This is a genomic window from Paenibacillus sp. DMB5 (assembly GCF_001517085.1).
Lineage (GTDB): Bacteria > Bacillota > Bacilli > Paenibacillales > Paenibacillaceae > Paenibacillus_AQ.
Map to the genome: position 1 here is coordinate 23983 of NZ_LRAC01000151.1, position 25421 is coordinate 49403.

The 25421-nt window shown below is 54.4% G+C and carries 17 protein-coding genes and 1 pseudogene; 16 read left to right on the plus strand and 2 right to left on the minus strand.

Annotated features, from left to right (window positions below):
* Positions 1–133 precede the first annotated feature (133 nt).
* The gene (locus tag AWJ19_RS27155; RefSeq protein WP_068728332.1) at positions 134–2509 is read left to right on the plus strand and encodes a YcdB/YcdC domain-containing protein; all 2376 of its coding nucleotides are present in this window, start codon (positions 134–136) and stop codon (positions 2507–2509) included.
* A gap of 173 nt (positions 2510–2682) precedes the next feature.
* On the opposite strand, the gene AWJ19_RS27160 is transcribed toward AWJ19_RS27155, so the two are convergent.
* Entirely contained in the window at positions 2683–5283 is a 2601-nt protein-coding gene (locus AWJ19_RS27160; protein WP_068728333.1) for a beta-L-arabinofuranosidase domain-containing protein, read from the minus strand.
* 246 nt (positions 5284–5529) lie between these two features.
* Between AWJ19_RS27160 and AWJ19_RS27165 the strand changes: the two genes are divergently transcribed.
* On the plus strand, positions 5530–6498 hold the full coding sequence (locus AWJ19_RS27165; protein WP_128083713.1) for a family 43 glycosylhydrolase: 969 nt from the start codon (positions 5530–5532) through the stop codon (positions 6496–6498).
* A gap of 68 nt (positions 6499–6566) precedes the next feature.
* Here AWJ19_RS27165 and AWJ19_RS27170 read toward each other — a convergent pair whose 3' ends face one another.
* A complete protein-coding gene (locus AWJ19_RS27170) occupies positions 6567–7394 on the minus strand; it encodes a TerC family protein (protein WP_068728335.1) in 828 nt (275 codons plus the stop codon).
* Positions 7395–8244: 850 nt separating this feature from the next.
* On the opposite strand from AWJ19_RS27170, the gene nifB reads away from it, so the two are divergent.
* The 14 genes and pseudogenes from nifB to AWJ19_RS27240 all read left to right on the plus strand — a co-directional run bounded on the left by nifB (position 8245) and on the right by AWJ19_RS27240 (position 25407).
* Positions 8245–9618: a nitrogenase cofactor biosynthesis protein NifB gene (nifB, locus tag AWJ19_RS27175; RefSeq protein ID WP_068728336.1), complete on the plus strand. Its 1374-nt coding sequence runs from the start codon at positions 8245–8247 to the stop codon at positions 9616–9618.
* Positions 9619–9624: 6 nt separating this feature from the next.
* The gene (gene nifH, locus AWJ19_RS27180) at positions 9625–10491 is read left to right on the plus strand and encodes a nitrogenase iron protein (RefSeq protein WP_068728337.1); all 867 of its coding nucleotides are present in this window, start codon (positions 9625–9627) and stop codon (positions 10489–10491) included.
* A 48-nt stretch (positions 10492–10539) separates the two neighbouring features.
* Positions 10540–11997, plus strand: a complete 1458-nt coding sequence (nifD, locus tag AWJ19_RS27185) for a nitrogenase molybdenum-iron protein alpha chain (protein ID WP_068728338.1) — start codon at positions 10540–10542, stop codon at positions 11995–11997.
* Positions 11994–13553, plus strand: coding sequence for a nitrogenase molybdenum-iron protein subunit beta (gene nifK, locus AWJ19_RS27190; protein ID WP_068728339.1), 1560 nt, complete (start codon positions 11994–11996; stop codon positions 13551–13553). Before nifD ends, nifK begins: the two co-directional genes overlap by 4 nt.
* Positions 13554–13838: 285 nt before the next feature.
* Positions 13839–15200, plus strand: a complete 1362-nt coding sequence (nifE, locus tag AWJ19_RS27195) for a nitrogenase iron-molybdenum cofactor biosynthesis protein NifE (RefSeq protein ID WP_068728340.1) — start codon at positions 13839–13841, stop codon at positions 15198–15200.
* Positions 15190–16902, plus strand: a complete 1713-nt coding sequence (nifN, locus tag AWJ19_RS27200) for a nitrogenase iron-molybdenum cofactor biosynthesis protein NifN (protein WP_068728341.1) — start codon at positions 15190–15192, stop codon at positions 16900–16902. Before nifE ends, nifN begins: the two co-directional genes overlap by 11 nt.
* On the plus strand, positions 16886–17452 hold the full coding sequence (locus AWJ19_RS27205; RefSeq protein ID WP_068728342.1) for a DUF269 domain-containing protein: 567 nt from the start codon (positions 16886–16888) through the stop codon (positions 17450–17452). The genes nifN and AWJ19_RS27205 overlap by 17 nt, the downstream gene beginning before the upstream one ends.
* A gap of 36 nt (positions 17453–17488) precedes the next feature.
* Positions 17489–18241, plus strand: coding sequence for a HesA/MoeB/ThiF family protein (locus AWJ19_RS27210; protein ID WP_068728343.1), 753 nt, complete (start codon positions 17489–17491; stop codon positions 18239–18241).
* Positions 18238–19380 carry a homocysteine methyltransferase gene (locus tag AWJ19_RS27215; protein WP_068728344.1) on the plus strand — a complete coding sequence of 381 codons (1143 nt, stop codon included), beginning with the start codon at positions 18238–18240 and terminating at the stop codon, positions 19378–19380. The genes AWJ19_RS27210 and AWJ19_RS27215 overlap by 4 nt, the downstream gene beginning before the upstream one ends.
* 295 nt (positions 19381–19675) lie before the next feature.
* Positions 19676–20449, plus strand: a complete 774-nt coding sequence (locus AWJ19_RS27220; protein WP_068728345.1) for a Cof-type HAD-IIB family hydrolase — start codon at positions 19676–19678, stop codon at positions 20447–20449.
* A gap of 770 nt (positions 20450–21219) precedes the next feature.
* The gene (locus tag AWJ19_RS27225; protein WP_068728346.1) at positions 21220–21771 is read left to right on the plus strand and encodes a hypothetical protein; all 552 of its coding nucleotides are present in this window, start codon (positions 21220–21222) and stop codon (positions 21769–21771) included.
* Positions 21772–21892: 121 nt separating this feature from the next.
* Positions 21893–23589 (plus strand): annotated as a pseudogene (locus AWJ19_RS27230) (alpha-glucosidase).
* A 133-nt stretch (positions 23590–23722) separates the two neighbouring features.
* A complete protein-coding gene (locus tag AWJ19_RS27235; RefSeq protein ID WP_068728347.1) occupies positions 23723–24457 on the plus strand; it encodes a class I SAM-dependent methyltransferase in 735 nt (244 codons plus the stop codon).
* Between the two features lie 131 nt (positions 24458–24588).
* Positions 24589–25407, plus strand: a complete 819-nt coding sequence (locus AWJ19_RS27240; protein WP_068728348.1) for an MBL fold metallo-hydrolase — start codon at positions 24589–24591, stop codon at positions 25405–25407.
* The last annotated feature ends 14 nt before the right edge of the window (positions 25408–25421 follow it).

The following is a 25421-nucleotide window of genomic DNA, read 5'->3' on the forward strand; positions in this document are numbered from 1 at the left end:
CCGAAGCAAGTTTTGTACGAAGAATGCTCAGGAAGTCTATGCTAACAAAACTTAGGCCTATGCTTCCGAAGCAAGTTTTGTATGAGGAATGCTCAGGAAGTCTATGCTAACAAAACTTTTAGGAGGAGATATTTTGAGTAACGACAGGAAACCCTTCATCGGGCAAACCGCAAAAGCGGCTTTGATTACTTCGGTGGCGGTCGCGTTAATGCTGCCCGGGGGACTAGCTTCAGCAGCAGCTTCCACTTCCAATACTACTGTACAAGCAGCACCGGCAAAAGCTGCCCAGACAAATGCCGAGACACCTGATCCGGCAGAGGCCAAGGTTACCCAGGAGCAGGCTGTGGCGAAGCTGAAAGCCTTGTTCCCTGTGCTGAAAGATGCTACTGTCTCGAACACACAGCTTGGCTCGGGCAACTCCTATCCGATGAATCCGGACCAGCTGGTTTGGAATATCCAGTGGGAATTCCGCACCGGCAGCACATCTTACGGTTTTTCGAGTGAAGTTGATGCCATGACAGGAGACCTGATCTCTACATATCTGTATTCCCCGTTTGTGGGACAGACGGACAACTTCTATCCGCCGAAGGTATCACGGTCAGACGCGCTTGTGAAGGCCAAGAGCTTTGTTTCCCAGGCAGCGCCAACGCTGAAGAGCAGCGATCTGCAGCTCGATGAGAATATTATAATGAATGATTCGGCACTTTTTGGTCCTGTACAGTATTCTTTCTATTTTAATATCCTGGTTAACGGACTTCCTTCATCCAGTGACTCCGTACGGGTTACGGTTGACGGCAGCGGAAATGTCATACAGTTCAGTAAATCGGCCTCCGGCCTGAAATATCCGTCTGCCAAGCCAGCGGTGTCCAAGGAACAGGCTGAGAAGAAATTTAAAGAGAGCTTCGATGTTGCGCTATATTACACCCCTGTTTACAAAAAAAATGAGGTGGACAGCTGGGTACTCAGCTGGAGGCCGCAGAATGAAGGGCTGTATCCGATTGATGCCCAGACCGGCAAACGGGTTGACTATGAAGGCAGCGATGCAGCTACTGCTCCGGTCGTTTATGAGGCCGTACCGGCCGGTAAGGAAATTTTCCAGCCTGTAACCAGCGGCAAGGAGCTTACTGTCGATGAAGCGGTCAAGCAGGTGAAGAAGGTGGCAACCATCCCTGCTAACCGCAAGCTGGTCTGGCAGACGCTCAGTACCAATTACCAGAACAGCAAGCAGAAGGTATGGTCGCTGGCCTGGAGTGATACCTCTGAAGCCGTTTATGCTGGAATGCCGCAACGCACTTATGCTGAGGTAAACGCAACGACTGGTGAGGTTCTCCAGTTCCAGATTGATCAATATACCTATATGGCGGAAAGCAGCCGGCAGGATACCCCAGCTGCTCCCGCGGGAAGCAAGAAGCTGAGCCAGGCGGAAGCCAAGCAGCAGGCCCTGTCACTGATTAACCGTTTGTATGACCAGGCCAGCAGCAGCCTGAAGCTGGCCGAACACGGGGGGAGCTGGAGCGTTCTGCCGAATGATAAAGGCTACCGTTTTGAATTCCTCCGTTACTTCGACGGCATCCCGGTAAGTGAGAACACGGTTATGCTGACGCTGGACCTTTATGGCAAGCTGCAGTCGTATACGAACTATGGCGCAGCCAATATCAGTAAAATCACCAAGCAGCCTGCACCGGCAGTTACCAAAGCGGAGGCGCTGCAGAAATACTTAAACCTGTACACCATGAAGCTGCAGTACAACACAACGGGAGGCTATTTCAGCACTTCCAGTGGTGGATACACCGATCCTAAGGTAAGACTGGTCTATGCCCCTGCACTGGTTGATACAACCAAGCCGTATGAAGCGCTGAACGCGCAGACAGGCAACTGGTTCACCATTTACGACTATAACCTGAGCGGACAACGTCCAGCTGCTGCCAGCGCGGTTGATATTAAAGGCCATGCTGCTGAACAACAGCTGACCGAGCTGCTGAAATACGGCGTAATTACGCCGGATGCGGAAGGCAAGGTGAGTCCGGATCAGGTGATCACGGTAGGCGACTGGCTTAACTACATTGCCAAAGCCTCAACACCGTACTACACGCAATATTCTGCAAGTGAAGAGAATAAGGCAGTTGCCGGAGTCAGTCCTGACAGCGCGTATTTTGGTGCTGTGAACTATGCCGTCAGCCGCAGCTGGCTGGACAGGGATGCGGTAGTGAAGCCGGAAGACAGCCTTACCCGTGAGCAGCTTGCAGTGCTGCTGGCTTCATTCCTGAAATACAGCAAGCTCGCCGTCTTCCTGAATAATGACACTACAGTCAGCAGCTTCAGCGACAGTGCAGCCATTACGAATAAAGGGGCTGTAGCCCTTGTTGTACGCTTGGGGCTGCTCCAGGGCGAAAATGGCAAATTCAATCCGCAGCAGCAAGTAACCAAAGCTCAGGCAGCCGCCGTTATCATGAAGCTGGTGGAGCTGCAGGGCAAGACCGATACGGCCATTGGCCAGCAATATATGTAAGCTATAGCCGGGGCGCCTGCCCCGGCAGCTGAATGCATAACCGGCACTTTTCTTCAGGAAAAGCTGCCGGTTTGTTTATTTTCGCAACCAAAAAACCGTTCTGAGCGCAGGATAAGCAGCTCGTCAGAACGGTCTTTTTTAGGTAGGGCGGGATTTATTGTCCCGGGTTAGGCTCAGTTATTAAGCGCCGGGCTCTTGATAATAGTTATGCTGTAATCCTTCGCGGCAACATGGTCCTCAGCCTTAACAGTAAGTGTCAGCACGGTGCTGTCCCCCTGCAGGGAGACGGTTCTTGGCTGTGTATCATCAATCAGGATACCGCCGCAGTAGAGCAGGCCATTCTTATGTGACAGTCCGGCTCTAAGCACTACAGACTGCGTTCCGGATGGCACACTAAGGATATAATGGCTCCGGTCTGCTGTGAACGGATGATCCAGGGTTCCGGCATCAAAGCTCAGGCTGTCCAGCTCTGCCCGCTGATCGAAGCCGGCCATCATCCGCAGCAGGTCGAAGATTCCGTTCATGCCGCCCGGAATGACGAATTTGATTTCCAGCTCTGTGCGATCCTGAACAGCCCCCGCAGGAATGAGATAGCTCTTTGTATAGAAGGAACGGGGTTTATCCGTCATCAGCGTATCGCTGGCCAGCAGCTTGCCGTCTGCATAAATGTCAATGGCCTTGCCGTTGTTGCCCGAGAAATAAGTGACTGACAGATAGTTGTCCCGCTGCGGCAGAACCTTGAGCTGATAACTGAACCAGCCGTTATTCTCAGCCTGTCTGATGTTATATCCATCCCAGGTGGCAACCGTGGTGTTCTCACCTCTGATTTGATGCTCCAGCTCATACTGGTCATTGCCGACCGGAAGGCTGTCGATCGTAGCTTCCTGGACGCGCTGGCGCTGCTTGCCCTGCAGGATATGCTCCTGAAGCTCGGCGGAGTCAGCCTCTACCAGCTTCCAGTAGATGCCGTAGCGCTCATCATGCTGCTTGTAATGAGGGGTGAAGACCAGCCGGCTGTCTTCGTCCGTACCCCGGAGCACGAAGGCCAGCTCCCCGTCCTGTTGGATAAAATGCTGATCAAAATCCTCAAGCCAGCGTTCCGCACTCTGGCCTGCAGGTGTGATGAAATCCTTGACCAGCATGTTGCGGGTCGGTACGCTGACAGCCACACCTGTAGCGGATTCGGCCAGGTCCTCTGTGCCGAGTGCGGCGCTCAGGACAACAGGGCCATAGCGGAAAGCAACGACATTCGGGGCATCCGGCAGTGTACGGTAGGACGGCTTCATCGGCAGCCGGAGACTGAGGGTATCGCCGTCTGACCAGGTCCGCTCCAGCACGGCATAGCGGCCGGACAGGTCAATGGCCTGCTTCTGCCCGTTAAGCGTCAGCTCTGCCTCGCCTGCCAGCCAGTGAGGCAGGCGGAGATGCAGGGCAACGGGCTGACCGGCCTCTTTTAGCGTACGAATCCTGAATTCGGCAGTATCCTCATAGGGGAAATTAGCCGTTTGGGTCAGCTCAATCCCGTATTCTCCGGCAAGCACAGTCGAGCTTACGTACTGGTTCACATGTATACCGCCGCTGCCATGGAAATACAGGCTGTCATTCAGCTTGGTGAAGCTCTCCATCCCGGTTCCGGTGCAGCACCAGAAATGGTCAAACGGCGAGCTGTATACCTTGAAGTAGCCAGTGGCCATCGGCTGAAAATACATCGTCATCCCGGTATGGGGGTTCTGTGACGAAAGGATTGCGTTGATAAAGGTATTTTCATAGAAATCCATATATTTCGCATCACCGGTAATCTTGTATAATTCCCGGCTCAGCTTCAGCATATTGTAGGTGTTGCATGTCTCGGCCGTGAAGTTCGAACGCTCCGCGTCCAGAATATCCGGCTCGCCAAAATGCTCCCATTCGCTGTTGCCGCCTGTAACATAGCTATGATGGAGAACGACCATGTCCCAGAACTGCTGCGCAGCCTCCAGATAGAACCTCTCGCTTTCGCCCAGCACCCGGTACCGGTTCAGCGCCCCGAGGAATTTCGGGATGGTGGTATTTGCGTGCTTGCCCTTCAGGATATCCCGGCCTTCATGCACCGGAGTGAACAGGCTCAGCTCGTCGAACATATGGGCAGCCTGCAGATGGTGCTCATCTCCGGAAATTTTGTACAGCTCGTAGAGACAGTCGTTCATCCCCCCGTACTCCACAGACAATACACGCTCCTGCATTTCCGCTGACCAGCCTGTGCTGCGCCGATACACCCAGCTTCCAAGCCGGGTAACCAGAGTGTAAGCTGTATTGCTGCCGGTTGCCCGGTATGCCGCAGTCAGTCCTGCAATGATCTTGTGCATAGTATACCAGGGTACCCAGGCGGGCTGCCTGTTCTCGACATTATCAAATAGTTGTTCGGGAAAAGCCGAAAGGTAACCGCTGTCAAACTGGCAGGAAGCAAGCTCTTCCATCAGATACTCCAGCCGCTGGAGCAGGTGGGTGCTGCGGGTGGTTTCATAGGCCTGAGACAGCGCGCTCAGATAATGGCCCAGGGTATGGCCGCGGATTTCGGTGCTTTCCCAGCCGGGGTATTTTTCACTCTTGGCAGGCAGGCCGCGGTTTTCGCGGAAGCCGGCGACCAGGCGGTCAAGGTCATAGCTTTTGAGATACAGTACTTCTTTGGAGAAGGCATTGACGAAATAGGGATCGGTCACCGCGATCTGGTCCATCGGGAAGCTGTGCAGCATGGACCGGTCCTGCGTATGCGAAGCGGTATGGTAAGTGGTCATGTTTATAATCTCCTGCCTCTTGAATTACGGGCCGCCGTCATGCCGGCGCCTCCGTTCTTGCTCTAACAACAGCTTATATTTTCAAAGGATCAGAGGTAAATAGTGCAACGTTCGAATTTGTGTGAAAAGGTTAGGTGAGCCGGTGACATGCGGATAACAATTTGTATACATTTCTACGTTATATTTCAATCTTACATAAAATAAAAATAAATAACCTGTGAACCGCTATTGAAAAGGAGAATGTCCATGCCCGGTAACCCGGAATATCCCAATCCGCTGGTAGAGCAGCGTGCTGACCCATGGGTGTATAAGCATACTGACGGTTATTACTATTTCACCGCTTCCGTACCGGAATATGACCGGATTGAAGTGAGAAGGGCACAGACCCTGGAGGGAATCGCCGCCGCACAGCCTGTTACAATCTGGCGCAAAAATGATTCCGGGCCGCTTAGCGCCAACATCTGGGCGCCAGAGCTGCATTATATCGCTGGTAGATGGTATATCTATTTTGCCGCCGCCCATACCTCGGAGACGAAGGAAGGGCTGTTCGACCACCGGATGTATGTGCTGGAGAATGATTCTGTGAATCCGCTTGAAGGAGAATGGGCCGAGAAGGGGCAGGTAGTAACCGCCTGGGAATCCTTTGCGCTGGATGCTACGGTGTTCCGGCACCGGGGCGTACTGTATTACGTCTGGGCTCAGAAGGATCCGGAGATCACGGGAAATTCCAATCTCTATATATCGGAGATGAGGAATCCATGGACGCTGCAGGGCAGGCAGACAATGATTTCTGCTCCGGAGTATCCCTGGGAGATAATCGGCTTTCGTGTAAATGAAGGGGCGGCGGTATTGAAACGCAACGGCCGGATTTACATCAGTTACTCTGCCAGTGCAACGGATTACAACTATTGTATGGGGCTGCTTGCAGCGGATGAGGACAGTGATCTGCTGGATGCTGCTTCCTGGAGCAAATCGCCGGAGCCGGTGTTTAAAACCTCGGAGGAGAACAGCCAGTACGGGCCGGGGCACAACAGCTTTACTGTCAATGAACACGGGGAGGATGTGCTGGTCTATCATGCCCGCAATTATAAAGACATTGCGGGTGATCCGCTGTATGACCCGAACCGTCATACGCGGGTCCAGGTATTCGGTTGGAAGGAAGACGGTACGCCGGATTTCGGAGTTCCTGTCAAGGACGGCCAATTGAAGCGCTGAAGCAAATAACCCGAAGCTGCACCTTGGGAGGTGTAGCTTCCGGGTTATTGTATGAATGCGGGGATGCTTTATTTACCGAGCTGCTTGTCGACTTCCTTAATCGGATTCTCGTCGGTTTTTACTTCTTCAACCTTGCTGCTCATGAACCAGCCGGTAGCGGCAATGATGATGAGAACAACATAGAAGGATGCTTTCCACGCTGTGCTGTGGGCGAAGTCTTCGGACAGAACACCCAGGGAAGGGTGAGCCAGTGTAATAACCGCAAGCTTAACCCCTACCCAGCCTACGATGAAGAAAGCAGCGATTTCCAGACCCGGACGGGTGTGCAGCAGCTTAACGAAGAAGGATGCCGCAAACCGCATAATGATCAGGCCGATAAATCCGCCAGCGAAGATAACGAGGAACTGACCGCCGTCGAGACCGCCGATGTGGCCGATGCCGCTTGGCGGAAGAGCTACAGCCAGTGCCACTGCAGCCAGGATAGAGTCAACTGCAAATGCGATGTCAGCTACTTCAACCTTAAGTACAGTGAACCAGAAGCCGGCTTTCTTTTTGTCGACAGCTTTCGGGCTTCCGCTTTCAACGGCTTCGTCCGTGACCGGCTTTTTGATGAGAAGTTTTCGGAAGATATGATTCCCTGCTATGAATAACAGGTAAATGGCCCCGATAGCTTGTACTTGCCAGATGTCCACCAGATACGAGATGACAAAAAGTGAACCGAACCGGAACACGAATGCCCCTGCCAAACCGTAGAACAATGCCTTTTTACGTTCCTCATCAGGAAGGTGTTTAACCATAATTGCCAGTACCAGTGCGTTATCTGCTGCCAGCAGCCCTTCCAGTGCGACCAGAACGAGCAACACCCAGCCGTACTCAAATAATAATCCCCAATCCATTGCTGTTTCCTCCTCATTCGGATGTAAATATCTCTTGTAAAGAATACCCACATTACCTGATTTTGATCAAAATATATATAAAAAAGACCTTTACCAAACAGATCAGCCTTTGGGATAAAGGTCTAACCTGATTGGTAAAGGTCTCGCTAGCAATAGTTCATTGCCGATAAAGCCGGAGAATATCCTCATATTCTCGTATTGACGACTTTATCTGAAATATAAGCAGTTACAGCATGTGGCCTGGAACTGTCTCATATTATCCACAGAAACGGGCACGATTTCTCGGTGAAACCGGCAGGATGTTTCTGTTTACGCAGCTACTCCCCTTTACGGGATATATGAAATTTAGGACGTTCGTTTGAGTCGTGTAATTAACCTAAAGGTATCATATATGAGCTCTTGAGGATTGTCAATGGTCCTGAGAACAAATATCAACTGCAAAAATAGAGAGAATGGAAACGGAAACATGATAAGTGTGAGTTAATTAATCTGACATGTCTTTTGTCGATACTGCAAACACAGGGAAAACAAGGGCTTTTTCAGCTTGTATGTAATTGACGGTATGGGTCTGGAAAAATATGATGAGAGTAATTCAAGCGGCTAAGCGAGGTTTTTGTTAGATAAAATAACACATAGCTCACCGCTTTTTCTGCCACTGTCGTGCAGCCTGTCATGGAGATAACACAAGGAAGCTAAGCTTCGCAAAACTAAGCGAATGCTTCCGAAGCGAGTTTTACCGAAGCTGAATCAAGGAAGTAACGCTAGTAAAACTAAGCGAATGCTTCCGAAGCGAGTTTTACCGAAGCTGATTCACAGAAGTAACGCTAGTAAAACTTTCAGGAGGTGGGAAATGATGCAGCCGTCGTGTATATCAAATGAAGCAGAGGAGGAGATCAGCCGCCACCCTTGCTACAGCGAGGAAGCTCACCGGTTCTATGCCAGAATGCACATCCCGGTTGCGCCCGCCTGTAACATCCAGTGCAACTACTGCAACCGCAAGTTCGACTGTGTCAATGAGAGCAGGCCGGGTGTGGTAAGTAGTGTGCTGACGCCGGAACAGGCGGAACGCAAGGTGAAGGGGGTTGCGGCCCAGCTGATGCAGCTCTCCGTAGTCGGCATAGCCGGCCCGGGCGATCCGCTGGCCAATCCGGAGCAGACGTTTGACACCTTTGCAAGGGTGAAACAGCATGTCCCTGATGTCAGTCTCTGCCTCAGCACCAACGGCCTTACGCTTTACCGGCATGTGGATGAAATCCTTGAGCTCGGTATCCGCCATGTCACCATCACGATCAACGCCATTGACCCGGATGTCGGCCGGCACATTTATCCCTGGGTATTCGATGAAGGGATCCGGTACGAAGGAAGGGCAGCGGCGGAGCTGCTGATCAGCCGCCAGCTGGCAGGGCTTGAAATGCTGGCGAAGCTGGGGATTCTCGTTAAGGTTAATTCGATTATGATTCCGGGGGTCAACGATCACCATCTGCCGGACGTGTCCAAAAGAGTAAAAGAGCTCGGGGCCACGCTGCACAATGTAACACCTCTGATTATCGCACCGGGAAGCCAATACGAAGCGGACGGCCGCAAGGCGCCACGTCCGAAGGAGCTGCACAATCTGCAGGAGCTGCTGGGGCGTGAAGGGATGAAGGTCATGCGCCACTGCCGGCAATGCCGGGCTGATGCCATCGGGCTGCTCGGCCAGGACCGCAACCAGGACTTTCCGCTGGAAGCGATGGAGGCTGATCCGGTCATTGATCTGGAGGCCAGAACACAGTTCCAGAGTGACCTCGACGTCAAAATCCGCGAGCGGGTTACCGCGAAGCGGGCCAGAGCCAGAGGGCGCTGGGAAGATTCGCAGAAGACCCGAGTTGCTGTAGCCACCAGAGGCGGCGACAAGGTCAACCAGCATTTCGGCCATGCGACGGAATTCCTCGTATATGATACCGACGGGGCTGAAGTCAAGCTGGTCGGTGTCCGGAAGATTCAGGCGTATTGCCACGGCAAGGCGGATTGTAACGGCGACAAGGCCGCTACGCTGCAGGAAATTATCTCTATTTTAAGTGACTGCCGCATTCTTCTCTGCTCCGGAATCGGAGACGGCCCGCAGGCCAGCCTGAACAAAGTTGGTGTACTGCCGCTGGTCCGTAAGGGCGGCATACAGGACATGATTCTCGAAAGCGTCAAGTACAGCTCCTATTTTGAAAATATGAACATTTCGAAGGGATGATGAAAAATGAGACAAATAGCTTTCTACGGTAAAGGCGGTATCGGTAAATCGACAACTTCGCAAAACACCCTGGCTCAGTTAGCTACAAAGTTCGGACAACGCATTATGATCGTCGGCTGTGACCCTAAGGCAGACTCCACCCGCCTGATTCTGAACACCAAAGCACAGCAGACCGTGCTTCATCTGGCCGCTGAGCTAGGCTCCGTAGAGGATCTGGAACTGGATGATGTACTGCAGACCGGCTTCGGCGACATCATCAACGTGGAATGCGGCGGGCCTGAACCGGGTGTAGGCTGTGCGGGACGCGGGATCATCACGGCTATCAACTTCCTGGAGCAGGAAGGCGCTTATACTGATCTGGACTTTGTATCCTATGACGTACTCGGGGACGTTGTGTGCGGGGGCTTCGCAATGCCGATCCGTGAGAATAAGGCACAGGAAATCTACATCGTCTGTTCGGGGGAAATGATGGCGATGTACGCAGCCAATAACATCGCCCGCGGGATTCTGAAATATGCCACCAGCGGCGGTGTCAGACTGGGCGGCCTGATCTGCAACAGCCGGAACACCGACCGTGAGGATGAGCTGATTACGGAGCTGGCCCGCCGCCTGAATACGCAGATGATTCACTTTGTGCCGCGTGACAATGTCGTTCAGCACGCCGAGCTGCGCCGGATGACCGTTGCACAGTATAATCCGGAGCACAAGCAGGCCAAGGAATATGAGATTCTGGCCGAGAAAATCCTCAACAACAAAATGCTGACCATCCCTACCCCGATCTCTATGGAAGAGCTGGAAGAGCTGCTGATGGAATTCGGGATCATCGAAGATGAAGAAGCAGCCATTCAGAAGCTGCAGGCTTCCGGACAATAAGAAGCAGCGGGCGCCTGGGCGCCCGCACCATGAAAAGGAGGGTCAATAATGGGACTGGATATTGAAACGAATAAAAAACTCGTGGAAGAAGTGCTGGAGGCTTACCCGAAAAAAGCGAAAAAAGACCGGGAAAAGCATTACCAGATCAATACAGCCGAAGCCCAAACCTGCGGCACCTGTGCCCTGAAATCGAATATCAAGTCCCGTCCCGGTGTCATGACGCCGCGCGGCTGCTCCTATGCGGGCTCTAAAGGCGTGGTGTGGGGCCCGATCAAGGATATGGTCCATATCAGCCACGGCCCTATCGGCTGCGGGCAGTACAGCTGGGGAACGCGGCGTAATTATGCAAACGGGACACTGGGGATCGATAACTTTACCGCGATGCAGATTACAAGTGATTTTCAGGAGACGGATATCGTGTTCGGCGGTGACAAGAAGCTGGAAGTGATCATGCGGGAGATTACCGAGATGTTCCCGCTGGCCAAAGGGATTTCGGTACAGTCCGAGTGCCCGGTCGGCTTAATCGGCGATGATATTGAAGCGGTGTCCAAGAAGATGTCCAAGGAGCTGGAGATGCCAATCGTGCCTGTCCGGTGTGAGGGCTTCCGCGGCGTCAGCCAGTCGCTCGGCCATCATATCGCCAACGATGCGATCCGGGATTTTGTGCTCGGCAAGGCGGACCTGGCCGAAACCGGACCTTATGATGTCAACATCATCGGTGATTACAATATCGGCGGTGATGCCTGGGCTTCGCGTATTCTGCTGGAAGAAATGGGGCTGCGCGTCATCGCCCAGTGGTCCGGTGACGGTACGCTGAATGAGCTGGAGATTGCCCACAAAGCGAAGCTGAACCTGATCCACTGCCACCGCTCCATGAACTATATGGTTGAGCATATGGAGAAGGCTTACGGAATTCCCTGGATGGAATACAACTTCTTCGGACCGTCCAAAACCTATGAGAGCCTTCGCGCCATCGCCGCATTGTTCGACGAAACGATCCAGGAGAACTGCGAAAAGATGATTGCGAAGCACAAGCCGGCCATGGATGCCATTATCAGTAAATACAAGCCGCGTCTGGAAAATAAAAAAGTGCTGCTGATGATCGGCGGTCTGCGTTCCCGCCATACTATCGGCGCCTATGAGGATCTCGGAATGGATATCGTGGCCTCCGGTTACGAATTCGCCCATAAAGACGATTACGAGAAGACCTTCCCGATGATGAAGGAAGGCACGATTATTATGGATGATCCTACGGCCTATGAGCTGGAAGAGCTTGCCCAGAAGATGAATGTTGATCTGGTGGGCTCGGGGGTCAAGGAGAAATATGTATACCACAAAATGGGTGTTCCGTTCCGCCAGATGCATTCCTGGGATTACAGCGGCCCTTATCACGGCTTTGACGGCTTTAAAATCTTTGCCAAGGATATGGATATGACGGTCAACAGCCCGGTATGGAGCCTGATGCAGAAAAAGGCCAAAGCCCAAAAGGAGGAAGCGAGCATATGAGCAAGGACAGACTGGACATTCCGGATTACAACTCCCTGTTCTCGGAGCACCGGTTCGTGGAGCAGCGGCTGAACAAGCGGCAGTTCGAAGCACCCTGCAGCGAGCAGGAAACGGCAGAAGCGCTCGCTTACTCCCAATCTGCCGAATACATGGAGAAGAACTTTAACCGTAAAGCGGTGGTCATTAACCCGCACAAGGCCTGCCAGCCGCTCGGATCCATTATGGCCGCACTCGGTTTTGAGAAGACTTTGCCATTTGTCCATGGCTCGCAAGGGTGCAATTCCTATTTCCGCAGCCATTTAAGCCGCCATTTCAAGGAGCCTACACCGGCCGTATCCTCCTCGATGACCGAGGATGCAGCGGTATTCGGCGGTATGAGTAACCTGATTGACGGCCTGGAAAACAGTATTGCCCTCTATAAGCCGGAGATGGTGGCAATCTGTACGACCTGCATGGCCGAGGTTATCGGGGATGACCTGTCCTCCTTCATCGGCAATGCCCGCAATAAAGGGGTGATCTCCGAGGATTTCCCGGTTGCCTACTGCAACACGCCGAGCTTCGTCGGTTCACATATTACCGGCTATGATGCCATGATGAAGGGTATTCTTAGCTACCTCTATGAACGCTCCGGCCTTGAAGCGGCTCCCGGCAGCGGTGAAGAAACCGGGGAGAAGCTGAACGTCATGCTCGGCTTTGAGCCTTATACGGGGAACTTCGCGGAAATCCGGAAAATTCTTGAGGCATTTGATACGAAATATACATTGCTTGGTGACCACAGCGGCAACTATGATTCGCCGGCTACCGGGGAGTACGAGTACTACTACGGCGGAACCAGACTGGCGGATGTGCCGCTGGCGGCGAATGCGCTAGGCACCCTGTCCCTTCAGAAGTATACGCTGAAGAAGACCCAGGACTACATTGCTGAAGCCTGGAAGCAGCAGATAACTGCGCTGTCTACGCCGCTCGGCATCACCGGAACCGACAAGCTGCTGGAGGCGGTCAGCGAGCTGACCGGGCTTCCGCTTCCGGCCTCGCTGCTGGAAGAACGCGGCCGTGTGGTGGATGCCCTCACGGACAGCCATCCCTATATTCACGGCAAGCGGGTAGCGCTGGTAGGCGACCCGGATCTGCTGATCGGCTTAATCGGCTTCTGCCTGGAGGTTGGTATGGAGCCGGTGCACATCGTCTGCTCGAACGGGGATGTGGACTTCAATGAAGTGAAGTTCAAGGAGGAAGCGGAGGCGCTGCTCGCCTCAAGCCCTTACGGCTCCGAAGCTTCGCTGTATATCGGAAATGACCTGTGGCATATGCGGTCGCTGCTGCTGAATGATCCGGTAGATCTGGCCATCGGCAGCTCGCATCTGAAGTTTGCTGCCAAGGATGCGAATGTTCCGCTGATCCGCGTAGGCTTCCCGATCTTTGACCGTCATCACATGCACCGTTATCCGATCCTTGGCTATCAGGGTGCACTTAATCTGCTCAGTCTGATTGTCAACACCGTGCTCGATGAACTGGACCGCAACAATTCCGGATTCAACTATGACCTGGTGCGGTAAGCGGTATACTTGCATTTTACACTTTGACAGTATGGATAAGTGATGGAAATTACTGAAAGTTTCTGTAATGATATTTTATGCTTAACATACATCAATTTGAATAAATGGAAATGATTCATCCAGCCCGGCGTTCCCTATATCCCGTTTTTCGCCTATGGTCAGCCCACGCGAAATCCGGGAACAGGGCAGGCCGGGATTCTTGCTAGTGATATGTATAAGCCGTTACTGCTGCAGGTCAGTATTGCGAGAGTTAGCATCCACCTTTAGCGAAGGAGATGAAAGCCGATGGACCCAGTACGAAAAGTCGATTTTGATTCCGGGGATTGCGGGAGCCAGAGCCCCAAATCCAAGCCGTGTCCGCGGCCGAAGCCCGGTGAAGCAGCCGGGGGCTGCTCCTTCGACGGAGCCCAGATCACGCTGCTGCCGATTATGGACGCCGCGCATCTTATTCATGGCCCGATTGCCTGTGCCGGGAACAGCTGGGAGAGCAGAGGTACGCTGTCGAGCGGCCCATCGCTGTCGCAATACGGCTTCGCCACGGATCTGAATGACTCCGACATTATTTTTGGCGGGGAAAAGAAGTTGAAGGAGAGCATCGACTATATTGCCGGGCGTTTTGCGCCTCCGGCAATCTTTGTATATTCAACCTGTGTGACGGCGCTGATCGGCGAGGATATGGATGCCGTGTGCAAGGACGCAGCGGACCGGCTGGGCATTCCGGTTATTCCCGTTAACAGCCCGGGGTTTGTGGGCAGTAAGAACCTGGGCAACCGGCTGGCCGGCGATGCCCTGCTGCAGTATGTCATCGGCACAGGGGAGCCGGAGCCGGGAACTCCGCTTGGGGTAAATCTGATCGGCGAATATAATATCGCAGGCGAGATGTGGGACATCGAGAAGCTGATGAACAGTGCGGGAATATCCGTTACCTCGCGCATCACAGGTGATGCCAGATACAAGGAGATTACCTGGGCGCACCGCGCCAGAGTCAATATGGTCGTATGCAGCCGAGCACTGCTGGGGCTGGCCAGGGAGATGGAGGCCCGGTACGGTATCCCTTATTTTGAAGGCTCCTTCTACGGTGCCAAGGAGACTACCTATTCCCTGCGCCAGATGGCCTATCTGATGAATGACCGGGAAATGGAGCGGCGGGTGGACCGTCTGACCGAACGGGAGGAGAACCGTCTGGCCCAGGATCTGCGTCCTTACCGCAAAATTCTGAAGGGGAAAAAAGCGGTGCTGTACACCGGCGGTGTCAAAAGCTGGTCCGTTATTTCGGCGCTCAAGGAGCTGGGGGTACAGGTGGTCGGTGTAGGCACGAACAAAAGCACGGAGGATGATGTGCGGCGGATTGCCGACCGGGTCGGAGATGATACCGAATATATACCGGAAGGCGGGGCCAGCCGGATTCTCAAGACGGTGCGGGAACGCAAGGCTGACATTATGATCGCCGGCGGGCGCAACATGTATGTGGCGATGAAGGAACAGATTCCGTTCATCGATATTAACCAGGAAAGGCATAAGGCTTATGCGGGCTATGAAGGCCTGCTGCGGCTGGCCAAGGAGCTCACCTATTCACTGGCCAATCCGATCTGGAAGCTCGCGGCCAGCCCCGCCCCATGGGACAGGGAGGTGCCATATGACCGTTAACAGACGGAAGAAGCCGGCTTCGGTTAATCCGGTCAAGATCGGGCAGTCGCTGGGGGCCGTGCTTGCCCTGCAGGGCTGCTATCGCGCAATGCCGCTGATACACGGCTCGCAAGGCTGCTCGGCCTTTCCGAAGGCGCTGCTGACCCGGCATTTCCGCGAGCCGATTGCCGTGCAGACCTCGGCGCTGCAGGAGATGGATGTGATCTTTGACGCCAACCGTAATCTGGAGGAGGCGCTGAATATTGTACTGAGCAAGCATCGTCCGGACATTATCGGCATCATCGGAACGGAGCTCACCGATGTTGCGGGGGTCGATTATGCGACGATGCTCAAGAGCTACAAGCGGGAGCGCAATCTGCGCGGAGGGCTCGCCTTCTCTGTAGTCCTGCCCGATTTTCGGGGCTCGCTTGAGTCCGGCTTCAGCGCCACGGTGGAGGCGATGATGGACGAAATGATCCAGCAGGTGGGACACCGGGGTTCAAGAACCGTGAACACCCGCCAGATTACGCTGCTTCCGGGATCGTTTCTGACGCCCGCAGATGTGATGGAGCTGAAGGAGATGATCTCCGCCTTCGGGTTTGAGGTGATTGCCGTCCCGGATATTTCGACTTCCCTGTCCGGCCATCTGCTGACCGGCTTCTCTCCGCTGACCCGGGGCGGTGTGCCGCTGGACTCCATGCTGCAGAGCCTGCAGTCCGGCTTAACGATTGCAGTCGGCGCCAGCATGGAGCGGCCGGCCAGAAGACTGCATAACGCGCTTGGCACGCCCTATAAGGTATTCAGCGGTGCAATGGGCCTGAAGGCCTCGGATGATCTGCTGCATTTCCTGCACCAGATCAGCGGCGAGCCGGTTCCGCTGCGCTACTGCTGGCAGCGGGAGAATCTGCTCGACAGCATGCTTGACGCGCATTTCCAGTTCGCCGGCATGTCCGCTGTTGCCGCGCTTGAGCCGGATCACCTGTATTCCGTATCCGGCTGGCTGGAGGAGCTGGGCGTAGAGCAGAAGGCGCTCATTGCTTCTTTTGAAACACCGCTTGTAGACGGTATGGAGCGTGAGGTATGGGTCGGCGACCTGGATGATGCCGAGGTGCTCGGCAAAGGTGCAGACCTGTGGATTAGCAATTCGCACGGAATCAGCGGTGCAGCCGGCATAGGGGCGGCATTTATGCCCGCCGGCTTCCCGGTCTGGAACGAGCTTGGGGCCTATATGTCCGTATCGGTCGGGTACAGGGGAGCAATGGAATGGAGCAACAAGGCAGGGAATTTGTTAATGCAGAGGGAGGCTGGCCACCGTGAAGTAGCATTCGCCACAGATGACGGAATCCGCGTCAATGCCCATTTCGGGCAGAGTCCGATGTTTGCAATATACAATGTGACCAAGCAGGGAAGCGAACTTGTCGAGCTGCGCAGACTGCCGGTAGTCCTGAACCAGGATGAAGCCGGCAAAATCGAGAGCCGCCTGGAGGCGGTAGGTGACTGCACGCTGATCTTCATTATGCAGATCGGCGCTTCGGCGGCTGCCCGGGTAACACGGCGCAAGATTATGCCGGTGAAGGTTCCCTTTGGCAGCCCGATCGAGGAGCAGGTCAAGCGGCTGGCCGAGATGCTTCAGGGCAAGCCGCCGATGTGGCTGGCCAAGGTGCTGCGGGCGGAAGAGGAAGGCATAACGGAAGGAGAGGAAGCTGATGGAACCCATGGCTAATGAAAGCCCGGCAATATTGGAAGGAGCGCTTCAGGAGAATGCGCTCCTGAAACGCCGCAGCCGGCCGGTCCGTAAGGCCGTGGACCAGGAGACGGCGGAGGCTCTGGTCCGGCGTCTATGCGGTCTGCTTGATGCGGAAGATTTCTTCGGCCGTTATGCGGCTCTGCAGCCGCGGGAGAAGATTGCTCAGCAGTTCCTCGCCTCCGCTGCTGACCAGAGCCAGTCGGAATTCAACTGCGCAGTCTCGCCCAAGGTACGGCAGCAGGTGCCGCTGCTGTTTCAGGCTATGGCCGGAGTGATCGAAGAAAGAAGCGGGACCATGATCCAGAGCACGGCTGAGATTAACGGTGAGGGATTCGGCCGGGGGCTGCTCTACAGCGGCCGGGTCATTCTGGTGCTGAAGAGCCTGCGGGCAGGCTTTCCGTTTCCGTTCACATCAGAGGAGAAGATGCTCCGCTACGGCGCCGAGTGCATTGAGGAAGGGCTGGCTTTTCTGGACAGATACAAGGAAGTGACCGCATTGCACGGCTTGCTGAGCCTGGAGGGCTAAGGCAGATATAATCATCAGTCACAGGAGGCGACAGGCATGGAGCAGCTTGCCGGAGGAGCAGAGCTTGAACGGTATGCCCGGCAGCTGAAGCTGCTGGGGGAGGACGGACAGCGGGCATTAAAGGAAGCAACGGTCATGGTGGCCGGAATCGGCGGGTTAGGAGGAACGGCTGCGCTGTATCTGGCGGCGGCAGGTGTCGGTAAGCTTATTCTGGCGCACGAAGGTATTATTCTGCCGCCGGATCTCAACCGGCAGATTCTGATGGACAGCGGATCTTTAGGGATGGAGCGGATCAGTACGGCAGCAGCGCAGCTGAAACGTCTTAATCCGCATGTTGAAATCGAGGGCTACAATGCCAGAATTGAATATGAACGGGCGAAACCGTGGGTGGAGAACGCCGACATCGTGATTGATGCGCGGTATGATTTTCCGGAGCGGTATGCCTTGAACCGGCTGTGTGTCGATACCGCTACCCCGATGGTGGAGGCGGCGATGTACGGCTTTGAGATTTCACTTACCACGATGATTCCTGGTCAGACCCCCTGCCTGGAATGCCTGTATCCGGATGTGCAGCCGCAATGGGAACCGTTCGGATTTCCAGTTTTGGGTGCGACCTCCGGAATTGCCGGTTGTCTGGCAGCACTGGAAGCCGTAAAATGGATTACAGGGGTAGGGACAACTTATGCGGGCGTAATGCATCGCTTCAGCTCACTCGACTTCGCCTGTTATAGCGTCACTATTACCCGTAATCCGAATTGCGCTTGCTGCGGAGAAGGAGGTAAACCGTGAAAAGTCTCAAGCTATGTGACACGACACTCAGGGATGGTGAACAGGCGGCTGGAGTATCATTTACGCGGGCGGAAAAGCTGGAAATCGCAAAGTTGCTGTCGGAATGCGGAGTAGAACAGGCAGAGGTGGGTATCCCTGCCATGGGCAGACGGGAACAGGAGGACATCGCGGCTATTGCGGAGCTGGGCTTGCCGATGAAGCTGATGACCTGGAACCGGTCAACCCTTGGCGACATCGACAAGGCGCGGAGCACCGGAGTGAACTGGGCTCATGTATCTATTCCGGTCTCAGACATCCAGCTGCAGGGCAAGCTGGGGCTGACACCGCTTGAAGGGATGAACAAGCTGCTGCGTGCGGCGGAGTACGGGCTCAGGCAGGGTATGACGGTGTCGGTCGGCATGGAGGACTCGTCCCGGGCGGATATGAAGTTTCTGACCCAATTGGTCAAGACGCTATACAAGGAAGGCATACGCCGGTTCCGTTATGCGGACACGGTGTCTGCCCATCATCCGGGACAAATGGCAGGACGGATTCAGACGCTGCTTGACGCGGTACCGGCGGATGTGGAGCTCGAGGTGCACTGCCACAATGACTTCGGTCTGGCCGCGGCCAACACGCTGAGCGGCATAGCCGCCGGGGCGGTCTGGGCCAGCACGACAGTAGCCGGTATAGGTGAGCGGACCGGCAATGCGGCCATGGAGGAAGTCGCCATGGCCTGGCGGCATTTATACGGCGGTGAATGCGGCGTGCGGCTGGACCTGCTCAAAGGGCTGGCGGATATGGTCATTGCGGCCTCCGGGCGCAATGTCGGTGATGCCAAGCCGATTGTGGGACAGCTTGCTTTTACCCATGAGTCGGGCATTCATGTGGACGGGCTGATGAAGGAGAAAGCGACGTATCAGACGTTTGATCCGGCCGAGGTCGGCCGGTCCCACCGCTTCGTGCTGGGCAAGCATTCCGGCAGCGGCGGAGTGGCGCATGTGCTGGAGCAGCGCGGCCTAGAGGTCAGCCCGGAGACGGCAGGCCGGCTGCTGGAGCGGGTCCGGGAATACGCCGAGGCCCGCAAAAGCAATGTGCCGGAGGTCATGCTGCTCCAGTGGCTGATGGAGGAGCAGCAGCGGGCGCAAAATGCGGTGTGAGCGGGTCTGTGAGCTGGCTGTTCTACTAGGCTGTATCCGTTAATGAATATGAACGGAATAGCCGGGAGGGAGTTACGTCCAATTGGCAGCGGCAGTCTCTATTAGGGGGCTGCCGCTGTTTTATTTTGCAATGAAAAGGATTAAGGGGATGGGACATGATTGAGGCCTCTGGAGGCCAGGCGCATTTTACTTGCGGAACCGCCCGCCGGTAAAGGAATGCTTGCGCCCGTTTCAGTAAACCTCTACAATTTGGGCAGGATAAATATAAAGAGCCACACGAGGAGACTGGAGAGCCATGACTAAGAAAACTATTTTTTTTGATATTGACGGAACGATTTATGATGAGGATAAGAACGTACCGGCTTCCACCAGGAAGGCTATTGCCGAGCTGCAGCGGCGGGGCCATAATGTCGCAATTGCGACTGGCAGAGGCGCTTATATGTTCAAGGAGCTGCGCGAAGAGCTGGGGATTGATTCCTTTGTCTCGCTTAACGGCCAATATGTGGTCCATGAAGGCAAGGTAATCTACACCAACCGGCTGGAAACCGAAGTGCTGAAGGAGCTTACCCTGTTCGCTGAAAAAAATGATCACCCCGTTGCGTACATCGACGCCACAGATATGAAGGTCAATACAGCCGAGCATGAGAACATCCTGACCAGCATTGGTTCGCTGAAGCTGGCTTTTCCGACGCATGATGCCGAGTATTTTTTGCAGAACGAGATTTATCAGGCGATCATCTTCTGTCCGCAGGAGAATCAGGCGGCGTATGAGGAAGCTTATCCGGAGCTTAAATTCGTCCGCTGGCACCCGCTGGGTATGGACGTCCTGCCGGGCAACGGCTCCAAGGCCAATGGCATTGCCAAGATGATCGAAATCCTCGGCGTGGACAAAGAAGATGTGTACGCGTTCGGTGACGGGCTCAATGATGTTGAAATGCTCAGCTACGTGGGGCACGGCATTGCCATGGGCAATGCGGAGGAAGAAGTGAAAGCGGCCGCGTCCTATGTTACGAAGCATGTCAGTGAGGACGGTATTTACGAAGGGCTGAAGATGGTGGGGCTGCTGTAGGAGGCTGAAGATAGAAGGTAGAAGCTAGAAGGCAGAAAACAGAGGCAGAGGCAGGAGGGTAATATGCTGGCGGGGTGTAGGAGAGGATACCGACCGGGGAGCAGTCCGGTTCTTCAGCTCTGATCCTTGGTTGGCGCTGGCTAATGCGTGCTGATGTGTGCTGATGTGGGCTATTGCGTGCTGATGCGTGCTGATGGAGTTTGTTAACAAATTAGCGTGGTGTGGGCTTAACTGCAGTTTGTACAACTAAATCCGTCCATTCACCGCTAAGTCATCCCTTTAACTGCACTCTGTGCAATTAATAGGCTGGCGAACTTTAGTTTTGGCCCTTTTTTGCAAATTTAGTTGTATGCAATACAGCTATCTGGCGTAGATGCAGAGTTTGGCGGATTTTAAGTGTACCAAATACAGCTATATGGAGAATATAGGGCTTTCTGTTGCATAATGTGCAATAGAAAAGCCCTTTTTTACGTGAGAAAAGCGTTCTATTGTATTTCATACAGCAGATTGACTCAAAAACCCGGCAAATGTACCCATTAAGCCTTTTCTGTTGCGCAAAATACAACAGAAGCTGCTTGCAGAGAGAAATTGACAGTAATCTAATGTACAAAATGCAATCACACTGTCGCAGGTGTCGCAGGTGTCTCAGGTAACCGCAGATATCGCACGTATCACAGGTGCCACTACTCTCCTTCCGAAACCCGCCGCAACAATATCTGCCACACAGCCGTCAATTCCTTATAAAAGAAACCGATAGGGGGCGGCTTGGGATGGGTTTGCAAGCAAACGCAGATGTGATTTTACCAAAAAGAATGCACAGCAAGAATGGTACCAGCAAGAACACCGGCACATTAGCGCTCATAACGAGTGTAAAAAGAATCGTTATACTGCTAATGCTCCTCGTCATTGGAATACTGGTTACCGGCTGCAGCCAGAGCAATAATGTGACGGTTAAGGAGCTAAGGGAGCTTGGCGCAGACGAGATTGCTGTTGTTTTTGCAGAACAGGGGCTTGACCTGTGCAGTAGTGAGGTGCGGGCGGAGAGTGTGTTTCACAGGGAGCTGAACGGGCGGGAGCCGCTTGTTTTTCTGCTGGACGGGGAGGAACTGGTTATCTACCAGTTTGCCGGGGACGGGGAGCGCGAAGCGGGCTGGGCTGATTTTGAGAATCGGACGGCCACAGCGGAACTGGTTCAGCATAAAGTATTTCAGGAGCAGTCGCTGCTGATCTTTTATATCGGTGATGAGGGGAAGAGCGGACGTGTGCTATTCCGGCAGATTGAGCAGGTCATTCCAGAGCTGCTTGAGCTGAGAGAGCGCTAAACCGGATGCATCCCCGCCTGCTTTTTGCCAAACAATCTGTGATTGTCTTCCACCAGTATGGTTAAGATATTATAAATATCACTAACTGAGGCAAACACCGGAGAAGCGGAGGAGAGTCCAAGTGAATCCAAAATGGTGGAAAGAAAGCGTGGCCTACCAGATTTATCCGATCAGCTTCAAGGACAGCAACGGTGATGGGATCGGTGATCTGCGCGGCATTATATCCAAGCTCGATTATCTGCAGGACCTGGGTGTGGATGTCATCTGGGTGTGTCCGATTTACAAATCGCCGAACCATGACAACGGCTACGATATCAGTGATTACTGCGATATTATGAAGGAATTCGGGACGATGGCTGATTTTGATGTGATGCTGCGGGAGATGCACGCCCGGGGAATGAAGCTGATGATGGATCTTGTGCTCAACCACACGTCCCACCAGCATCCCTGGTTCATCGAATCGCGGAGCTCGAAGGATAATCCGAAACGCGATTACTACATCTGGCGAAAAGGCAAAAACGGCGGTCCCCCGAACAACTGGGAATCCTATTTCAGCGGCTCGGTGTGGGAGCTTGATCCGCAGACGGATGAGTATTACCTGCATTTGTACTCCAAATACCAGCCCGATCTGAACTGGGAAAATCAGGTGGTGATCGACAAGCTGCATGAGATGGTGGAGTGGTGGCTCAAGAAAGGCGTAGACGGCTTCAGGTTCGATGCCATTGCCCATATCATCAAGGCGGAAGGTTATCCGGACGCGGCTAATCCGGGGGGAACAGCGACGGTGCGGGCGTATGAGATGTTCTCCAACCTCGAAGATGTGCACACGATGCTGCAGAATCTGCATGACAAGGTATTGTACTTCTACGATATTATGACTGTCGGAGAGACATCGGGGCTCGGTCCGGAGCAGGCGCTGGATTACGTCGGGGACGGGCGGCGCGAGCTGAATATGACGTTTATGTTTGAGCATATGAATCTGGACTGTGCAGCTCCGGGCGGGGGCAAATGGGATACCGTACCCTGGAAGCTCACCGATCTCAAAAAAATCATGAGCAACTGGCAGACGTTCTGCATAACCGGGGATGGAACGCCAACTATCTGTGCAATCATGATCAGCCGCGCTCGGTATCGCGTTTCGGGAATGACCTGTTCTACCGGGTGCCGTCAGCCAAAATGCTGGCCACATTCATTCATATGCTGGAGGGCACGCCCTACATTTATCAGGGAGAAGAAATCGGAATGACAAATGTGGCGTTCGAGTTGATTGACGATTACCGGGATGTGGAGACGCTCAATTATTATGAGGAAAAGCGTAACCAGGGCATGCCGGAAGCCCAGATTATGTCCAACATCCACAAAAAAAGCCGGGATAATGCCCGCACCCCGATGCAGTGGGATGATTCGGAGGATGGCGGGTTTACGACAGGCGTTCCGTGGATCAGGGTCAACTCCAATTTCCGGGAGATCAATGCGGCGGCTGCGGTCAAGGACCCGGATTCGATCTACCATTACTACAAGAAGCTGATCCAGCTCCGTAAAAAGCATCCGGTCATCGTCTACGGCGAATATGCCCTGCTGCTTGCGGAGCATGAGGAAATTTATGCTTTTACCCGGACGCTTGAGGATCAGCGTCTGCTGATCATCCTGAATTTCTATGAGCATGAGCCGGTGTTCGAGCTGCCTGCGGAGTTCGCGGCCGGCAAACAGGAGTTGCTGATCTCCAACTACCCTCCTTCCAAGGAAGATGATCTGACTTCACTGAAGCTGCGGCCTTATGAAGCAAGGGTCTATCTGGAGCGGCAGATCCAGGCATAATCTGAAGAGTTGCCAGGACGCGTGAAATATGGCGGAATGGCGACTCTTTTTTGAGTTTGCGGGGAAAAGGGGGTACAATCGTTACAATATTATACATAGAGAGTGTGCAGGAGGCGCGGGGAGGAGAAGCAGGATGAGTGAATGGTATGAAAAAAGCTTTGGCGAGGACTATTTAATAGTGTACCGGCACAGGGATTTTTGCGGGGCCCGGCATGAGGTGGAGAAGATGATCGGCTGGCTGGATCTGCCGGAAGGTTCGAAGGTGCTGGATCTGTGCTGCGGTATGGGCCGCCATTCCCTGGCGCTGGCGGAAGCGGGTTTTGCAGTAACCGGTGTTGACCTGTCTGAAGTCCTGCTGCGTGAAGCCCGTGCCCAGGATGGTGCGGAAGCGGTGACCTGGCTGCGTTCCGATATGCGGGAGCTGCCGCTTGACGGCGGATTTGATGCGGTGGTGAACCTGTTTACTTCCTTTGGGTATTTTGAGGATGACGAAGAGCAGGTGAAGGTGCTGCGCGAGGTATACCGGATGCTGAAGCCAGGCGGCAAATTTATCATCGACTTTTTGAATCCCGCCTATGTCATTGCACACCTGGTGCCCCATTCCACCCGCGAGGACGGGGATAATCTGATTGATGAATCCCGGCGGATTGAAGACGGTTATGTCAAAAAAGATATCATCCTCACCTCCAAGGGGGATGATACACCGCGTAAATACCATGAGCGGGTGAAGCTCTACCCGCTGGAGACGTTCAAGCAGCTGATTGCCGCCGCCGGTCTGCAGCTTGAAGCCGTGCACGGCAGCTATGATGAAGAGGAATACGATGAGGAGCATTCCAAACGGATGATCTTCGTTGGTGTACGTCCTTAGATGGTTTCTGGCAGAAGACTCCCTATAGGCGGTGACGGCATCATGAGTAAGGCGGAAATGAAAGCCTGGGAGGAAGGTATCCTGCAGGTGAGCGTACCGATAGACCCTCCCCTGCGCTGGGTGAACAGCTGATGGTATCAGGCAGAAGACTAACAAGAGGCGGTGACGGCAGCATGCGCAAAGCGGAGATCAAGGAATGGGAGGGCAGCATCCTGCAGGTGAGCGTGCCGATGGACCCTCCGCTGCGCTGGGTCAACAGTTATATTGTCACAGAGCCGGAGGGCGGCATCACGGTCATTGACCCCGGCCCGCACACGGCGGAGGCGGAGCTCGCCTGGCAGGGCGTGCTCGATGAGCTGGATCTCTCCTGGGATCATGTCAGGCAGATCGTTGTGACTCATCACCATCCCGACCATTACGGGCTGTCGGGCTGGATGCAGGCCCGCAGCGGCAGCCGGGTCTGGATGTCGGAGCGGGCCCACGCCGAGGCCCGTATGTCCTGGGGCGCGGAGGCGACGCTGAACGAGTCGCTGCCGCTGCTGTTCCTCCGGCACGGCATGCCGAAGGAGCTGGTCCAGGGGGTCAGGGAGCATCTGGAGAGCTTCCTGACCCAGGTTACTCCGCAGGCGGAGGTCAGCTATATCGACGCTGCGGTGCCTTTTGTGCTGGGCGGCCGGGAGTGGACGCCCGTGCTGACCGGCGGGCATGCGCCGGGCCATGTGTCTTTGTATGAGGCCGGCAGCGGGCTCATGATCTGCGGCGATGCTATCCTGCCGCAGATTTCGCCCAATGTCGGCCTGCAGCCCGGCAGCGATCCGCAGCCGCTGCAGACGTTTTTGGAGGGGCTGCGCGTGCTGCGCAGCCTGCCTGTGCGCCGTGCGTTCCCGGGGCACCGGGAACCGTTCACGGCGTGGGCGGAGCGGGGCGGACAGCCTGCTCCGGCACCATGAGGAGCGGCTGGACA

Bases quoted from the DNA above. Each gene is read 5' to 3' on its own strand.
- AWJ19_RS27160 (WP_068728333.1), bottom strand. From the start codon at position 5,283: ATGACCACTTACCATACCGCTTCGCATACGCAGGACCGGTCCATGCTG.
- AWJ19_RS27165 (WP_128083713.1), top strand. From the start codon at position 5,530: ATGCCCGGTAACCCGGAATATCCCAATCCGCTGGTAGAGCAGCGTGCT.
- AWJ19_RS27170 (WP_068728335.1), bottom strand. From the start codon at position 7,394: ATGGATTGGGGATTATTATTTGAGTACGGCTGGGTGTTGCTCGTTCTG.
- nifB (WP_068728336.1), top strand. From the start codon at position 8,245: ATGATGCAGCCGTCGTGTATATCAAATGAAGCAGAGGAGGAGATCAGC.
- nifH (WP_068728337.1), top strand. From the start codon at position 9,625: ATGAGACAAATAGCTTTCTACGGTAAAGGCGGTATCGGTAAATCGACA.
- nifD (WP_068728338.1), top strand. From the start codon at position 10,540: ATGGGACTGGATATTGAAACGAATAAAAAACTCGTGGAAGAAGTGCTG.
- nifK (WP_068728339.1), top strand. From the start codon at position 11,994: ATGAGCAAGGACAGACTGGACATTCCGGATTACAACTCCCTGTTCTCG.
- nifE (WP_068728340.1), top strand. From the start codon at position 13,839: ATGGACCCAGTACGAAAAGTCGATTTTGATTCCGGGGATTGCGGGAGC.
- nifN (WP_068728341.1), top strand. From the start codon at position 15,190: ATGACCGTTAACAGACGGAAGAAGCCGGCTTCGGTTAATCCGGTCAAG.
- AWJ19_RS27205 (WP_068728342.1), top strand. From the start codon at position 16,886: ATGGAACCCATGGCTAATGAAAGCCCGGCAATATTGGAAGGAGCGCTT.
- AWJ19_RS27210 (WP_068728343.1), top strand. From the start codon at position 17,489: ATGGAGCAGCTTGCCGGAGGAGCAGAGCTTGAACGGTATGCCCGGCAG.
- AWJ19_RS27220 (WP_068728345.1), top strand. From the start codon at position 19,676: ATGACTAAGAAAACTATTTTTTTTGATATTGACGGAACGATTTATGAT.
- AWJ19_RS27225 (WP_068728346.1), top strand. From the start codon at position 21,220: ATGGGTTTGCAAGCAAACGCAGATGTGATTTTACCAAAAAGAATGCAC.
- AWJ19_RS27235 (WP_068728347.1), top strand. From the start codon at position 23,723: ATGAGTGAATGGTATGAAAAAAGCTTTGGCGAGGACTATTTAATAGTG.
- AWJ19_RS27240 (WP_068728348.1), top strand. From the start codon at position 24,589: ATGGTATCAGGCAGAAGACTAACAAGAGGCGGTGACGGCAGCATGCGC.